This window comes from Streptococcus rifensis (assembly GCF_053203525.1).
Genome location: NZ_JBRUCW010000010.1, coordinates 23,199 through 37,583 on the forward strand (window position 1 = coordinate 23,199; position 14,385 = coordinate 37,583).

The window sequence follows — 14,385 nt, forward strand, 5'->3', positions numbered from 1 at the left end:
GAAACAGATCCTGTCTCAGCTTGCTCTGATCTATTACTTGAGATTCTCCACCATGAGTCTTGTATTGTGCTTATACATGTCAATATAGGTATCACCGTCTTCACCAGATGGTGCTAGCGAATCCGACAAGAGTTCATTGCCATCACCTGTTACAACTGTCACACTGCCACCCTTAGCTTCAACCGCTTCCTTCAGTTTTTCCATGCGTTCAGGATTGGTCGTGCTTTCTGTAAAGATGGCTTTAACCTTGTTAGTGACAATTAAATCTACTGTTTCCATCATATCGCTATTAGCCACTTCTGAGTCCGTACTCACTCCTTGGGGCGCTGCAATTTCAAAACCGTAGCTGCGCGCAAAATAATTAAAGGCATCATGAGGGGTGATCAAGTAACGGCTGCCCTCAGCAATCTTGCCCAATTCTTCCTTATTCCAAGCGTCCAAGTCATCTAAATCTGCTAGATAAGCGTCCGTATTAGACTGAATGGTGCTCTTGGCATTTGGCAAGAGTTTTTGTAATTCTTCTGAAGCCACTTCTACCGCCTGTTTATAAAGGGCAATGTCAAACCAAAAATGTGGATCAACAACTGATTCTCCATCTTCGTCCATCGAATTGATGTCACATTCTGCAAAATCTTTAGAAACAGCAACACCCGATTGCTCAAGGGCATCCACCATTTTTCCTTCAAAATGAAGACCATGGTAGAGCACCAAATCAGCCTTAGCCAATTTGTCCAAATCGCTGGATTTAGGCGTGTAAAGATGAGGGTCTTCGCCAGCTGGGATAATCAATTCCACCGTAACAGCATCTCCTGCTAATTGCTGAACCATATCCTCTAAGAACGAAGTCGTAACAGTAACAGTTGGTTTTTCAACGCCAGATGTCGGTTGCTCGGACGAGCGAGTTCCGCAGGCAACCAACCCTAAACTAAGCAACAACATTATCATTGCAGTAAACCATTTCTTAAGCATATTATTCTCCTTAACGATTCTTATTATTTTTATTAACCATGGTTAATTTTAATTATAATTTACCCTAAAAAATCTATAAAGTCAAGTATTTTTTAAAATTTTGGTATAATAAAATAAGATACGGTCAATCCAAGAAAGAAGAACCTTTATGACACCTAACAAAGAAGACTACCTCAAATGCCTCTATGAACTGAGTTTGCAGGATACTAAAATTTCCAATAAACAAGTCGCAGAGGTGATGAAGGTCTCTGCACCAGCAGTGACAGAAATGCTCAAAAAATTAATCGCTGACGACTTGATCGTTAAAGACAAGCAGAGCGGCTATACCTTGACAACGTCAGGCCAGTATCTGGTAGCCGCGCTGTACCGAAAGCACCGGCTGATTGAAGTTTTTTAGTCAATCATCTAGGCTATACCATCGAGCAAATCCACCAGGAAGCTGAAGTCTTGGAACACACGGTTTCAACCCTGTTTATCGAACGCCTCGAAAAATTATTAGATTACCCGAAAACCTGCCCTCACGGAGGGACCATTCCTGCGCAAGGACAGTTGTTAATTGAAAAATATCAGCAAACCTTGGACCAAATAGACCAAACTGGTGGCTATCGTCTGGTCCGTGTTCAGGACGATTACCAACTGCTAGATTATCTCGAGCAGCATGATATCAAAGTCGGTGATCGGATCGAACTAACTCAGATTGACGACTACGCAGGGACCTTTAGCCTCAAAACGAAGAAGGCCTCCTCATTACAAGTGACTGTTCCGATTGCTCAGAAACTGTATGTGGAAAAAATTGTCATAGACTGACTCAGCTTGGGTTGTCCTCTATCCAAACAGCATTTCCCTTATAAAACACCACTGAAACCAAAAAGGATTGCCTCTCTGAATAATCAGAGGCAATCCTTTTTCTTTTTTTAAGAGAGGCCACTAGCTCTGAAGAGCTTATCGACGCTTCTTCAACTACCTCCTCTCAGATAAGTTTCTTATTTCATCCAATTTAGTTGGCTCAATAGCTCCAGTGGAGATTTTGAGGTGGGAAATAAGCCAATCAATTGGGTTACTTAATAACAATGTTAACCAATTTATTTGGTACCGCTATAACTTTAACGACGTCTTTGCCATCAAGCTCTGCCTTGACCTTGTCGTCTGCCATGGCGATGGCTTCTAACTCGTCACGGCTAGCGTCTTTTGGCACCATGAGTTTGGCCTTGACCTTGCCCTTGATTTGGACAACAATCTCAATCTCATCTTCGACCAGCTTGCTGTCGTCATAGCTTGGCCAAGCCACGTGAGAGAGCGATTGACCGGACTGGGTCAGGGTTTGCCAGAGTTCTTCACCCAAGTGCGGCGCAAACGGCGCAATGAGTTGAACAAAGCCTTTGGCATACTCGCTATAAAGAGCATCAGCCTTGTTGGCGGCATTGACAAAAATCATGAGTTGGGCAATGGCTGTATTGAACTTGAGCTGTTCGATTTGCTCGGTCACGCTCTTAACCGTTTCATGATAAACCTTGTCCAGTTTGCCGTCGTTTTCAGCTACGATGTCTTTAGTCGTGATGAGGCGATAAACGCGGTCTAGGAACTTGCGGGAGCCTTCCAAGCCTTCTTCAGACCAGGCGATTGAAGCATCCAGTGGCCCCATGAACATTTCATAAACCCGCAAGGTATCGGCACCGTATTGGTCGACCACATCATCTGGGTTGATGACGTTCTTGAGGGACTTGGACATCTTGGCCGGTCCTTGCTCCAAGGCTTCACCAGTTTCAATGTGGAAGTAACCACCATCACGTTTTTCCACCTTGTCAGAAGCCACTAAGGCCCCGCGGCTATCGCGGTAGCTGGTTCCCAAAATCATCCCTTGGTTAAAGAGTTTTTGGAAAGGTTCCTTGGTCGGTACCACACCGATGTCGTAGAGGAATTTGTGCCAGAAGCGGGCATAGAGCAAATGAAGCACGGCATGCTCAGCACCACCGATATAGATATCCACTGGCAACCATTGTTTGAGCAGGTCTTCGTCGGCCAATTTTTCAGTATTTTGGGGATCAATATAGCGGAGGTAGTACCAGCTTGAACCTGCCCATTGTGGCATGGTATTGGTCTCACGACGGCCCTTGATCCCATCTTCACGGGTCACTTCCAGCCAGTCGGTAATGTTAGCCAGCGGTGACTCTCCTGTCCCTGATGGGCGGATGTCCTTGGTCACTGGCAAGACCAGTGGCAAGTCGCTTTCTGGTACTGCTGTTGAGGTGCCATCTTCCCAATGGATAATTGGGATTGGCTCACCCCAATAGCGTTGACGGCTAAAGAGCCAGTCGCGCAAGCGGTAGGTTACTTTTTCATTTCCGACACCTTCAGCTTCCAACCAAGCGACCATTTTGGCAATCGCGTCAGCCTTGTTGAGGCCGTCTAAGAAGTCTGAATTGATGTGAAGACCGTCTTCGGTGTAAGCTGCGTCAGGCACATTTCCCCCTTCGAGAACCGGAAGAATCTCAAGGTCAAATTGCTTGGCAAACTCCCAGTCACGCTCGTCGTGGGCAGGCACGGCCATGATGGCACCTGTCCCGTAACTAGCAAGGACATAGTCCGCAATCCAAATCGGCATTTCCTTGCCATTGGCCGGGTTGATGGCGTAAGCACCTGTCCAAACACCTGTCTTTTCCTTAGCCAGGTCGGTACGGGCCAGATCAGACTTGAGGCTGGCTTGGCGTTTGTAGTCAGCAACCGCTGCTGCTTGGTCAGCTGTCGTGATGGCATCGACCAGGGCATGCTCTGGTGCAAGGACGGCATAGGTCGCTCCAAAAAGGGTATCCGGACGGGTCGTAAAGACGGTGAAATCCTGGTCCGTGTCTTTGATTTTGAAGGTCACGTTCGCCCCTGTGGACTTGCCAATCCAGTTACGTTGCATGTCTTTGATCGACTCTGGCCAATCCACCTCTTCAAGGTCTTCTAAGAGGCGTTCTGCATAGGCTGTGATTTTGAGCATCCATTGGCGCATGGGCTTGCGAACAACAGGATAGCCGCCACGCTCAGAGGTGCCATCTGGCAAGACTTCTTCGTTGGCTATAGCTGTTCCCAATTCCTCGACCCAATTGACCGGCACTTCGGCTTCATAGGCTAAGCCTTTTTCATAGAGTTTGGTGAAAATCCACTGGGTCCATTTGTAGTAGTCGGGATCGGTCGTGTTGATTTCACGGTCCCAGTCGTAAGAAAAGCCGAGGGCGTTGATCTGGCGTTTGAAGTTGGCAATGTTTTCAGCCGTGAATTCGGCAGGGTCATTTCCTGTATCCATGGCATACTGCTCAGCCGGCAGACCAAAAGCGTCCCACCCCATTGGATGGAGGACATTGTAGCCCTGAGCCCGTTTGAAACGGCTGAGGATGTCTGTTGCTGTGTAGCCTTCTGGGTGACCAACGTGGAGGCCCGCACCAGACGGGTAAGGGAACATGTCTAGGGCATAAAACTTAGGTTTTGAGGCGTCAGTGCCTGTCTTAAAGGTATGATTATCCGCCCAGTGCTTCTGCCACTTAGGCTCGATGTCTTTGTGGTTGTAAAAAGTCATAGGATTCTCCAAAAAATAATATCTCCTACATTATACCATTTTTGTGAAAAATAGTTTAGCCTTATCCAAAAACAGTCAAAAAGGCCAGTTTTACTGACCTTTTTCATCTTTATAGGGATAACTCCCGTGCGATGTCGTCTTTGATGGTAATGCCTTCTTTTTCCAAGCGAGCAATCGTGTCCGCAAATTGTGGTAAATAATTCTTGTGAGCGATGAACAACTCGTCCATGACACGCTTAGCTGTCGCACCAGAGGGAACCAATGGGTTAATGGTAAAGGCTTGTAGCGCTGTGGCGTAATCACCCGTAACAGCTGCTTCGATGGTTAATAATTCCATCGCTTTCATGACTTGCAACCAGCCTTTTTCAGCAATTGGTAAAGGACCGAAGGCCACGTTACGGGCCCCTTGTCCACCAAGGTAAGCTGTCACCTCCACCGCACAGTCATCTGGCAGGTCTGGCACAGCGCCGTCATTGCGGGTTGAAACGACAATCTCCGTGTTCTTATTGGCATAGATGGAAACGATGGTTTCACAGGCTGCGTCCGAGTAATACGCACCGCCACGCTCTTCAAGCTGTTTTGGCTTGTAATTCAACTCTGGGTCCTTGTAGAGATCAAAGAGTTCTTCTTCCAAGGCCTTCACCTGTTGACCACGGGTGCCGACAGTATTGAATTCCTCGATACCGTGCGCCAGCATTTCCTCCGAACGGTAATAATACTGATGATAACCACATGGAATCATGTTCATCTGAAGGAGCTGCTCTTTATAGAAGGGAACCCCGTGGATGTTCTTAGGCAGACCGTTGTCTTCTTCGTAGAGTTTATCAATGATTTTGGGCGTCACGTCATTTCCATGCTTGTCCGCTACCCGATGCCAGTGGAAATGGTTGACCCCTGCAAACTTGTAGATCAGGTCTTCTTGGGGAACATCAAGCATGACATGTTCCGTCATCTTGGCCATTACCGGTACATTGCAAAGGCCAATGACCTTGTCCCATTTGCCGTAACGAAGAACAGCTTCTGTGACCATACCACTAGGATTGGCAAAGTTAATCAACCATACATTGGGGCAAAGGCGTTTCATGTCTTCTACGATGTCTAAAATAATCGGAACAGTCCGAAAAGCCTTGAACATACCGCCAGGACCATTTGTTTCCTGACCAAGAATTCCATAAGAAAACGGAATGCGCTCATCCTTAACCCTAGCATTTAAGAGACCGACACGAAACTGGGTAGTAACAAAGTCCGCGTCTTTGAGAGCTTCCTCACGGTCTAAAGTCATGTGAACCTTCACATCATAAGGGGAGGCATCCCACATCCGCTGTGCCATAGCACCAACGATTTCCAGCTTTTCACGGCCTTCTTCAATGTCTATCAGCCAAATTTCCTTAACAGGCAGCTCGTTATAACGCTTGATAAACCCTTCCATCAGCTCTGGTGTGTAGCTGCTCCCACCACCAATTGTTGCAATTTTAACCATTGCTTTTTCTCCTTTAACTTGTGATACCTTCAGTATAGCTAGAATTGATACCGTTTTCAACAAGACTGGAGCAACCTCTAAAAATGTTTCTATTTTTTCTTAAATATACTGCCTTTTTTGCGAATTATTTGAAAAACTTGCTAAAAAGAGTAAACTAAAAGGAAAGGAGAGCCTTATGCTCATTCACGAACAACTGCAACATTTCCCATTGTCACCTGCTGAAAAAGGCGTTGCCAATTTCCTTCTCGCATTTCCAGAGAAACTGGAAACCTCGTCTATTCAGACCATCGCTCAAAACACCTATACCCAACCTTCGACTGTCGTCCGAATGGCGAAAAAATTGGGCTTTTCAGGCTGGACTGATTTTAAACGGGCCTACTTAAAGGAATGGCAGTATAGTCAAAAAGGGTTGGCCGATTTAGACGCTAACCACCCCTTTGGTCCTAAGGATAATATCATGACCATCGCTCAAAAAATGGCTACTCTAGAAGAAGCCACCATAGCAGACACCCTGTCCTTGCTCAATCACGATAGCCTAGCTAATGCTAAATCCCTCCTATCTCAAGCCAGCACAATTGCTATCTTTGCCTACAACGCCAATCTGCTCATCGCTCAGGATTTTGCCCTCAAAATGAGGCGTCTAGGCAAGACCGTCATCCTCTCAGACATCCCCGGCGAGGAACGCTATCTGGCCCATAATCTCGACGCTAATAGCTGCGCTATTTTGATTTCCTACTCTGGGGAAAATGACAACCTACTCGGTATTAACCGCATCCTGCAGGATAGAGGTATCCCGACGCTTGCCATCACCAGTATCGGTAACAACCAGCTTGCGAAGTCCTGCACCAGCTTCTTGCCGCTGACGACACGGGAAAAGCTGTACTCAAAAATCGGGAGCTTCAGCAGTAACACCTCCATCATTCTCCTGCTCAATATCTTGTATGCTGTCCTATTTGCCCAAGATTACGATGGCCACTACCAGCACCTCAAGGCAACAGGACGGCAGATTGATTTCCGAAAAGCCAGCCACAGCGCGCTCGAGGAACAAGAAGTTTCATCAGATTAAGACTACGATGCGTTTGATTAGAGAAAACAGTTGGTCATAGAAAAATGATTATTCATCCTCTGAAAATCCTCCACACTCAATCTAACTTAAGGTTAGGATAAACCAAAAAGCCGGCTCATTTTACGAAAAGGCTCTACAATCTATCTAACTAAAATTCAAGATTAGCAAAAAGGAGCGCAAACCCAGAAATCAACGTTTTAAGACAAAGCAAAAAGCCCACTGTTGTAGGCTTTCTACGATATAAAGTCTTATCTTAAAGCATTTTGTTATCTGACCATGTTCCAGTACTTAAAAACAGGGGATATTAAGGCCAACTTTTAAACCATTATCTCTTAAAAATCATAACTAGGAATAAGTATAGGAAACATGAAAGGTAACTAAAAAGGAATTAAAAAACGAGTTCAGTAAGCAAGGGATCAGCACGGCAACGTGCTTTTCTTTTACCTCGTTGAATACCCCCCTTTTTTTAAAAAAGAGTTGTTACCTTAGGGTAATCTTAGGGCTATATCAAACAAAGATAAAATACCAAAAAAGCGCGTGATTAAAGGATTTCTAAAAATTAGAAATAGCTAAAACCTTAGTTTGAAAACTTTAAAAAGGGCATTTTGTAAGCAAAAGAGGGGTGCGTTCTTTTAGTGGATAAAAGTATACCCCCGTTGAAAAACAAGGGGGTAGGGTGGGAGATTGTTTGTAAATAATGCAAGCCTTTAAAGAAACTCCTTAAAAAACACGCGCAAATCTTATCCTCTATACGTTTCTAGCCAACCGCTACGATAGTGCTTAGCAAACTCTAACAACGCTTTATTTTTTAGATTATAATACTGACTTGATTTTAAGTTCAATCTATCCATAATATCTTTATTATTGAGATATATCTCCGCAAACTGAAGGATAAGGATTGCTCTGTACCTTGGATTATCTATAGCATTGATACCTTCTACTATCGCTTTAAACTCACTAGGGGATTCCCTCTGCCATACTTTGGGGCATTGGTCTAGGGGGTATGAACGTGTAACGTATAAATTGTAATTCTCGTCGTACTCAAATTCAGAATTAGAAATATTTCTCCAACTCCAAAACTCTTTCAACTTTCGGATCGCATTTGCTTTTATCTGTTTTGTCTCCATTAAATCGCTCCAACAAAATCCGCAAAGATAAGAAGAATACGCTCTATTTTAGCTTTTAGGCGCGTGGGTTTTATTCCCATGCTTAAAGCTATTTCCTCAACCATTTGCCCTTCAATCCATTTGCGGATAAAGATAGCCCTCAGCTCGTCGTCTAGGACGTCTAGCGTAGCTTCTACAGCCCTTTTGTATACCACAAGGCTATTTAACCGTAAATCACTATCCCACCTCATTATAACGGCTTCTACAGGCTTATTGATATGGTAGCTCTTACTTGTCCTAATACTATCCTTTGGGTTATCTGTTTCTAATTCTAGCTTTCTCTTGGCTATTTTATGGTCAATGTGCCTGTATTGATTTAACCAATCATCTAAACAAGATAGCATAGCTTTGTTTAACATAGCGCCTCCTCGTGATATAATAGTATTGCGATATAACTATTAGCTGAGGCAGGGAGTACCTTGGCTTTTTTCGGACTTTTCGGCTATCTTAAAAAAGGGATACCTTACCGTAACCTTACCGTGCATTTTCTCGGAGTTCGCTCTCTGTTCAAGTGCGCGCTACCTTTGTAAAACCTTAGTACTAAAAAATACTAAAATTCTGTACCTTATGGCGGTCTAACTACCCCTTTAAGGGGGTTACTAATCGTCATACCCTTCAGAAAAGCCTTGCTACTTTGGCAACCTAGGCTGTCTATTTTTCCCGAGTTTTCCGAGACCTTAAAGTAGAGTAACGAGTCTAATTTGCTAAAATCCAACTCCATAACATATCTCCTGTACCTTATGGTAACCTTATGGTTTTAAAAACTGCAAACACTCCGTGGATTTTCCATACTCTTATCGTAACCATAAACTATTACCTTTATCCCAGTACTTCATAAACCTACGGTAATGTTTCCAGTACCTGGTGTGTCTCATTCTTTTGGGGCGACTAGGGAAACCATCAAACATATACCCGCCACGCTTAGGGGTCCAACCTGGCTCTACCTTCCTAGCCTCTCTTAATGCACGTTCCCAATAATATTGGCAATCTGTCTTACTGCGGTTTAATGTCTGCCTATAGATCTGCTCACACGTCCCACAACTAAAATAGAAATACCGCTTATATAGTTTCCTGCAACGCCTACCACAATCAGGGCAAAGAAAAAAGTATCTATATCCGCCTTTTGTTCCTGGTACTCTGGCCAATTCAAAACTATCATAACCAAAAGTCACGTATAACTGATCCAAATTTATTTCTAGCTTTCTGCCGTCTAACTCTGCAAAACCATGAGTTAGGCCTTTTAATTTCATAGGCTTAATAAGTGTTTCTATAGTGAGTACTTTCATCTAAAACCTCCCTATACTGAAAAAACCCAAATCTATTGGCTTAAGAAGTCCAAGAAACAGTAAAAAGAGGCAAGGCCTCTCTTCACTATTCTTTACGGCTAGCATATTTCCACAATGCTTTATAGTCGTTTTCTGTGTCCAGACTTTTCAGCAAAGTCATAGCCTCATTATCTACGGCCTCCAGGTTGCCATGTACGCCATTTACTGCCATATCAGGATAATCATCATCTAGCACACTATCAGATAGGTCCATGAGTTCAAGCTCCAGCATTGCCACCTTGTCCAGTAAACTATCCAAGGTTTCTGATTGTTTGAGTTGTTCCACGCGCCATAATCTGTAAGCATGTTTAATTTCATTGATTGCTGTCATGTTCTTACTCCTTATTTAAAATGGTTGATGCTGTATCTTTTATCCTTTATCGTAAAAGATTTAAACGTATTTCCTTCTAAACCTTTCAAAATTCGACTATAATTACGATCATTATAAACTGTTCTAAGTTCGCTTCCGTTTAAGTTTGTATTGATAATAGTATTCTGACGATTGTTTAGAATATCAAAAAGAAAGTCTTGCTCCCAATCACTTTTAGGCTTTATCACTGCATTTTTTGAACCAAGGTCATCAATTATTAAATAATCAACCCTTTTCAACATATCTACTGCTTCAAATTCTGTAAGTCTCGCTCCTTTCCCAAAGTTCCACCCCTCTTTGATCTGCTTGATAATTTCAGTCAGATTAACAAACAAGACACTCTTAGGCTCTCCTTTGGCTTTGTACGCTTCGTTTAAAGCCTTGGCAATAGAAATACTCAGATGGCTTTTTCCGATGCCTGTAGAGCCTGTAATAAGCGTGTTTGCATTCATGCCGTTTAGGTATTTTTTGACTTGTTCTTTGGCAAATTCTAAAAGCTGGTTTTCTTCTGGTGTTTCCGCGATAAAATTTGTAAAATCGGCATCTCTTAGTTCTTCTGAAATGGTACTATCCCTCAAAAAGACATAGTAGGTCTTCTGGTATAATTCAGCATCTATATACCTCTGTGACTCATCTTTTTCTTTCTCATCTCTTTTGATTGCAACGCACTCTGGACAAAAAGGGGCTGGTTTTCTTGGTTCTGTTTCTCCAACTATTTTAACCAGTTTATCAAGTTGCAAAAGAGGCAAATCATGAATAAGACATTTTTCTTCAAGTTCTAGAAGATGCTGAGATTCTTCAAACGGATTTCTCATTGTCCCTCATTTCTAATCCTAAAAAGGATTGTCGGCTGTCGGTTTCCAATCTTCAAAGCTAGTTGGCTCTGTCTGTTTGTGTGGTGTTTTCTTTTGCTGGCGCTGTTCATCATACAGTTTTATCTGCTCAACTGTCCTTAACCCCTGACCTTGCCAATTTGAAAGAACTGTCCTGGTATATCTTATTGACTTACCAGCATTCAAGATAGTTACATCAAGAGCATACAATAGCAAAGCTTGCCCATGAACTTGTAGCAAATCCTCTACCTCAGCTATCATTGTTCCATTGACTGACATTTCACCAAAAGCTGATTTTAGTTTCTCAAAGATTGGATTTTTAATTTCTTCATCTTGGTCTACTAGACTTGACCTAGATTGACTTAGATTAAATTGACTTGACTTAGATTGACTTATATTCTGCTGTCCCGTGACTGCCCCGTGGTTGTCCCGTGGTTGTCCCACATTCTCAGGTGGCTTTTTGGGTCTATCTACACGTTGCCTAGGCTCTGTTATTTCAATCCCTGGAATAACATCCTTTAGTAAATCTATGTATACAGAATTTACCTTTCTATCTGCACGGACTTTATTCTGCTCATGAAAATCAGTTATGAAATACACCATTTCTTCATTTAGCGGTCTAATAAAGTCTTTGACTATCAATAAACCTAGGCTGTCCTCACTTACACCTATCATCCTGACAACAGGGAAAGCCTCTACAACTCCATCATCATCTGAATTTTGTATTAAATGAAAATATAGAGCCTGAGCCTCTAGTGGTAGCCTCAAAAATCTCTGGGTTTGAGTTACTGTTTTACTTATCATTCTTCGATTTCCCACGATTACCCCCCTAATCTACTGCAAGAAAATTGTATATATCACTTTTACGGTAATAGATTTTCTTGCTATTTTCAAACGGGGATTGGTATTGCTTTAAGCCGTACTTCTCCCAATTATTTAGGGTTGTACCACTAATTCCAAGCTTGTCTAATGCATCACTTCTCGCAATCAAATCCCAGCTATCATTATGTTCACGCTCTATGGCCAAACGTTTCTCCAAATGCTCCTCAACCTTTTCAAGTAGCTCCAGTTCAGCTTCCTTAGATAACAAGTTCATAATATCCCCCTATCTCAAAAAGCTGTGTATGATCCATGGTGTAACCATTGGAACTTCAGGAGTTTTCTCAAGCTCTTTTGAAGCTTTAATCTGCTCTCCTGGTCGCAACCATAAGTAGATAGCTAACGGGGCCAAGAGGATATATATTGCTATTGCAAACTCAACACTTATTTCTTGCATGCTGAAACCTCCTTATATGCCTCATTAACTATTTTTGTATGGTAATCTGCTAAATGGCTCAAACTATATTTCAGCGTGTTCAAAACAGCATGAGCAATCTGTTTATCGTCTTGCATGATAGCAAGGTCTATAATTTCTGTTAGTTCACTAATTTGGCCTGTTAACCCCTCATAGTCATATAATACATTCGATTGTTTCATTAGCCTACCTTCTTTCTTCCTGGAAGGGCTTCTAGCTCCCTAGCGTTGTTGCATTCCAATAGCTGGAAGGCTATCTTATCTATTTGGTCATAAAGCTTCTGATGTTGTTCAAACGTTGTTGATAAGAACTTCTTAGCAAGCCAATCAAAAGTAGTGCGGTCGTTATTATACGCAAACTCCAGACCCTCTATGACATGATTAGTCATTTCAATTCTATTCATGATGTCTGTCAGTTGACGGCCTAAATCTTTAAGCTGATCAGCGGTTAAGTAAATAGTGTTTTGTTCTTGTGTAGTCATAAATTCACCTTTTCTGTTTCGTTACATATCACTATTTTTGTGATATAATGAAGTAAATACCTAACTAAATCCCATACTTGCTATTTTGGTTTTAGTTTATAGTGTTAAAGGCTTGGAAGTTTGGTCGCTCTCATAGCCTTTTTTGTTGTTCTCACGCGCCTTGCTGGTGCGTTTTTTTGTTTACCATGGTTTTAATATCGTGATAAGTGAAATCAAGTTCAACCATCGCGGTCACCATATCTTCCAGGGCGTTGTACTCTTTCAGCTCGCCACTATAAAGCTGATTTAAGGCAATATCACCACCTCTCAGGGCTTTTAACTGTTTGGCATTGAAACCAGTGACTGCTTTTATTAACAAATTGGTAACAGTGCTGTGCGCGTGTTTTGGAGCGTTAGGCCATTCACTGATAGCTTTAACTAGGTCTTTACGCTTTGGCTTTTCTAAGGCTCTCTGATAGCGAAACTCTGCCACCTCGTCACGCATTTCAAAGAAGGCTTTGACTAGATTTTCTTTGAAGTTTGCAACCTGTTCTGTATTCTTTAGGAATGTGATCAGCAAAGTTGCCTGTTGCTCATTCAGAATATAATCTTTTGCTTGTTGTCCACTTTCCATAGCTTGGATTTTAAATCCAACCTTTCCATAACGTTCAAACCGTTCAAGATTTTTTCTGATTGTCCGAGTTATTGTGTGGTGCTGAACGCCAGCACAATCAGCGATAATGCTTGAAAGTGTGTACGGCTCTTTCTTGCCGTCTAAATAAACTAGTTCCATTGGTGCTCCTTTCTACTCCTCCGGCAAAAACTCAATTAGATCAGACAGACGAATCTTTAACACCGTACAAATTTTAATAAGTGTAGAAAGTTTTGTGTCAGTTTTGTTGTTTGCTAAATTCGAAATAGTAGATTCAGCTATTCCTGTTTCTTTTGAAACTTTACTAGCTTTGGTCTTTTTTTCAGCAAAAACAATTAGTAAATTATTTTTTAGCATAGTCTCTCCTTTTTATTTTGTAACAACCAATCATTATAGCGTAATGACTAATTTAATTAAATGATACAACATAATTTATATATTGTCAACACTTAAATTATTATTTTATAGTTTACTTTTATTAGCGCTTACGCTATAATTGATAAAAAGAGGTGGAATTATGTTAATAAATAGATTGGCCATATTATTGGCTGAGAGATCAATGAGTGGTGCACGTTTAGCGAGTGATACTGGCATTGCACAATCAACTATTTCTAAAATAACTTCAAATAAATCAAAACAGGTTGATTACGAAACTGTCAATAAAATTTGTAATACTTTAGGGGTTACTTCGAATGAATTCTTTGACTATTCCCCAATAGATTATGAAATAAGATATTTTAGTGATGAAGATAGTGGAAATACATTCACATTTATTAAAATTTTAGATAGAGATAGACCTGTTGCTACACTAGAATACAAAGTAGACTTTGAATTCCATATAAATACTAATAAGCCAGATAACCCCATTGAGCTTAATGAAATTAAAAAGAATTATCATCTAGTAGAAATGGTAACCGTAAAAGCTTCATTGATAAAACAAAATAAAGAAACTTACGAAAAATTCACTAAACTACCAAGCAATTTTCAAAATATCTTTACTACCGACTTGCTTCAAGTAGTTGGAAAAAATATAAAAGATGAGCTGATAAAAAACTTCAAAGAAGAATTTATTTTTGCAAAGAATTCTTCGGGTCATGTTGATCAACTTTTAGATAAAAATATTCAGATTGTGGTTAGTTCAAAAATTGATGACTATAAATCTGATATTCCCTTTTAGTCTTATTCTCTCTATCTCCCCTACATATAATTCA

At 41.6% G+C, this 14,385-nt stretch carries 17 protein-coding genes and 1 pseudogene; 3 read left to right on the plus strand and 15 right to left on the minus strand.

The genetic code is table 11. From position 1 onward, the window contains the following. Positions 1-33 precede the first annotated feature (33 nt). Complete coding sequence (locus tag ACVRYP_RS07090) at positions 34-969, minus strand: metal ABC transporter solute-binding protein, Zn/Mn family (RefSeq protein ID WP_447468042.1); 936 nt, start codon at positions 967-969, stop codon at positions 34-36. A gap of 148 nt (positions 970-1,117) precedes the next feature. Between ACVRYP_RS07090 and ACVRYP_RS07095 the strand changes: the two are divergent. Beyond that, a pseudogene (locus ACVRYP_RS07095) lies at positions 1,118-1,776 on the plus strand (metal-dependent transcriptional regulator). A 250-nt stretch (positions 1,777-2,026) separates the two neighbouring features. Here the strand turns inward: ACVRYP_RS07095 and leuS are convergent. Together leuS and ACVRYP_RS07105 are read right to left on the minus strand one after the other, a co-directional pair. Further along, positions 2,027-4,528 (minus strand): leucine--tRNA ligase, encoded by a 2,502-nt coding sequence (gene leuS, locus ACVRYP_RS07100; RefSeq protein ID WP_447468043.1) that lies wholly within the window; start codon positions 4,526-4,528, stop codon positions 2,027-2,029. 109 nt (positions 4,529-4,637) lie between these two features. Then, positions 4,638-6,008: a 6-phospho-beta-glucosidase gene (locus ACVRYP_RS07105; RefSeq protein ID WP_447468044.1), complete on the minus strand. Its 1,371-nt coding sequence runs from the start codon at positions 6,006-6,008 to the stop codon at positions 4,638-4,640. Between the two features lie 175 nt (positions 6,009-6,183). On the opposite strand from ACVRYP_RS07105, the gene ACVRYP_RS07110 reads away from it, so the two are divergent. After that, on the plus strand, positions 6,184-7,074 hold the full coding sequence (locus tag ACVRYP_RS07110) for a MurR/RpiR family transcriptional regulator (RefSeq protein ID WP_447468045.1): 891 nt from the start codon (positions 6,184-6,186) through the stop codon (positions 7,072-7,074). A 740-nt stretch (positions 7,075-7,814) separates the two neighbouring features. Here ACVRYP_RS07110 and ACVRYP_RS07115 read toward each other — a convergent pair. From ACVRYP_RS07115 to ACVRYP_RS07170, 12 genes are all read right to left on the minus strand, one after another. Beyond that, positions 7,815-8,201, minus strand: a complete 387-nt coding sequence (locus ACVRYP_RS07115) for a DUF1492 domain-containing protein (RefSeq protein ID WP_447468046.1) — start codon at positions 8,199-8,201, stop codon at positions 7,815-7,817. Further along, positions 8,201-8,599 (minus strand): DUF722 domain-containing protein, encoded by a 399-nt coding sequence (locus ACVRYP_RS07120; protein WP_447468047.1) that lies wholly within the window; start codon positions 8,597-8,599, stop codon positions 8,201-8,203. Before ACVRYP_RS07120 ends, ACVRYP_RS07115 begins: the two co-directional genes overlap by 1 nt. Positions 8,600-9,034: 435 nt before the next feature. After that, positions 9,035-9,526: a hypothetical protein gene (locus ACVRYP_RS07125; RefSeq protein ID WP_447468048.1), complete on the minus strand. Its 492-nt coding sequence runs from the start codon at positions 9,524-9,526 to the stop codon at positions 9,035-9,037. Positions 9,527-9,611: 85 nt separating this feature from the next. Next, on the minus strand, positions 9,612-9,896 hold the full coding sequence (locus ACVRYP_RS07130) for a hypothetical protein (RefSeq protein WP_447468049.1): 285 nt from the start codon (positions 9,894-9,896) through the stop codon (positions 9,612-9,614). Positions 9,897-9,907: 11 nt separating this feature from the next. Next, on the minus strand, positions 9,908-10,750 hold the full coding sequence (locus ACVRYP_RS07135; protein WP_447468050.1) for an ATP-binding protein: 843 nt from the start codon (positions 10,748-10,750) through the stop codon (positions 9,908-9,910). Between the two features lie 18 nt (positions 10,751-10,768). Beyond that, entirely contained in the window at positions 10,769-11,587 is an 819-nt protein-coding gene (locus tag ACVRYP_RS07140) for a DnaD domain-containing protein (protein ID WP_447468051.1), read from the minus strand. A 10-nt stretch (positions 11,588-11,597) separates the two neighbouring features. Beyond that, positions 11,598-11,864 carry a MerR family transcriptional regulator gene (locus tag ACVRYP_RS07145; protein WP_447468052.1) on the minus strand — a complete coding sequence of 89 codons (267 nt, stop codon included), beginning with the start codon at positions 11,862-11,864 and terminating at the stop codon, positions 11,598-11,600. Between the two features lie 9 nt (positions 11,865-11,873). After that, complete coding sequence (locus ACVRYP_RS07150; protein ID WP_447468053.1) at positions 11,874-12,044, minus strand: hypothetical protein; 171 nt, start codon at positions 12,042-12,044, stop codon at positions 11,874-11,876. Further along, positions 12,032-12,244 carry a hypothetical protein gene (locus ACVRYP_RS07155; protein ID WP_447468054.1) on the minus strand — a complete coding sequence of 71 codons (213 nt, stop codon included), beginning with the start codon at positions 12,242-12,244 and terminating at the stop codon, positions 12,032-12,034. Before ACVRYP_RS07155 ends, ACVRYP_RS07150 begins: the two co-directional genes overlap by 13 nt. Continuing rightward, a complete protein-coding gene (locus ACVRYP_RS07160; RefSeq protein ID WP_447468055.1) occupies positions 12,244-12,543 on the minus strand; it encodes a hypothetical protein in 300 nt (99 codons plus the stop codon). The genes ACVRYP_RS07155 and ACVRYP_RS07160 overlap by 1 nt, the downstream gene beginning before the upstream one ends. A gap of 151 nt (positions 12,544-12,694) precedes the next feature. Continuing rightward, complete coding sequence (locus tag ACVRYP_RS07165; protein ID WP_447468056.1) at positions 12,695-13,315, minus strand: Rha family transcriptional regulator; 621 nt, start codon at positions 13,313-13,315, stop codon at positions 12,695-12,697. A 12-nt stretch (positions 13,316-13,327) separates the two neighbouring features. Next, positions 13,328-13,531, minus strand: a complete 204-nt coding sequence (locus tag ACVRYP_RS07170) for a helix-turn-helix domain-containing protein (RefSeq protein ID WP_447468057.1) — start codon at positions 13,529-13,531, stop codon at positions 13,328-13,330. Between the two features lie 160 nt (positions 13,532-13,691). On the opposite strand from ACVRYP_RS07170, the gene ACVRYP_RS07175 reads away from it, so the two are divergent. Further along, a complete protein-coding gene (locus ACVRYP_RS07175) occupies positions 13,692-14,351 on the plus strand; it encodes a helix-turn-helix domain-containing protein (RefSeq protein WP_447468058.1) in 660 nt (219 codons plus the stop codon). Positions 14,352-14,385: the final 34 nt, after the last annotated feature.

Bases quoted from the DNA above. Each gene is read 5' to 3' on its own strand.
- ACVRYP_RS07150 (WP_447468053.1), bottom strand. From the start codon at position 12,044: ATGCAAGAAATAAGTGTTGAGTTTGCAATAGCAATATATATCCTCTTG.
- ACVRYP_RS07130 (WP_447468049.1), bottom strand. From the start codon at position 9,896: ATGACAGCAATCAATGAAATTAAACATGCTTACAGATTATGGCGCGTG.
- leuS (WP_447468043.1), bottom strand. From the start codon at position 4,528: ATGACTTTTTACAACCACAAAGACATCGAGCCTAAGTGGCAGAAGCAC.
- ACVRYP_RS07160 (WP_447468055.1), bottom strand. From the start codon at position 12,543: ATGACTACACAAGAACAAAACACTATTTACTTAACCGCTGATCAGCTT.
- ACVRYP_RS07175 (WP_447468058.1), top strand. From the start codon at position 13,692: ATGTTAATAAATAGATTGGCCATATTATTGGCTGAGAGATCAATGAGT.
- ACVRYP_RS07165 (WP_447468056.1), bottom strand. From the start codon at position 13,315: ATGGAACTAGTTTATTTAGACGGCAAGAAAGAGCCGTACACACTTTCA.
- ACVRYP_RS07090 (WP_447468042.1), bottom strand. From the start codon at position 969: ATGCTTAAGAAATGGTTTACTGCAATGATAATGTTGTTGCTTAGTTTA.
- ACVRYP_RS07110 (WP_447468045.1), top strand. From the start codon at position 6,184: ATGCTCATTCACGAACAACTGCAACATTTCCCATTGTCACCTGCTGAA.
- ACVRYP_RS07155 (WP_447468054.1), bottom strand. From the start codon at position 12,244: ATGAAACAATCGAATGTATTATATGACTATGAGGGGTTAACAGGCCAA.
- ACVRYP_RS07145 (WP_447468052.1), bottom strand. From the start codon at position 11,864: ATGAACTTGTTATCTAAGGAAGCTGAACTGGAGCTACTTGAAAAGGTT.
- ACVRYP_RS07105 (WP_447468044.1), bottom strand. From the start codon at position 6,008: ATGGTTAAAATTGCAACAATTGGTGGTGGGAGCAGCTACACACCAGAG.
- ACVRYP_RS07120 (WP_447468047.1), bottom strand. From the start codon at position 8,599: ATGTTAAACAAAGCTATGCTATCTTGTTTAGATGATTGGTTAAATCAA.
- ACVRYP_RS07135 (WP_447468050.1), bottom strand. From the start codon at position 10,750: ATGAGAAATCCGTTTGAAGAATCTCAGCATCTTCTAGAACTTGAAGAA.
- ACVRYP_RS07170 (WP_447468057.1), bottom strand. From the start codon at position 13,531: ATGCTAAAAAATAATTTACTAATTGTTTTTGCTGAAAAAAAGACCAAA.
- ACVRYP_RS07115 (WP_447468046.1), bottom strand. From the start codon at position 8,201: ATGGAGACAAAACAGATAAAAGCAAATGCGATCCGAAAGTTGAAAGAG.
- ACVRYP_RS07125 (WP_447468048.1), bottom strand. From the start codon at position 9,526: ATGAAAGTACTCACTATAGAAACACTTATTAAGCCTATGAAATTAAAA.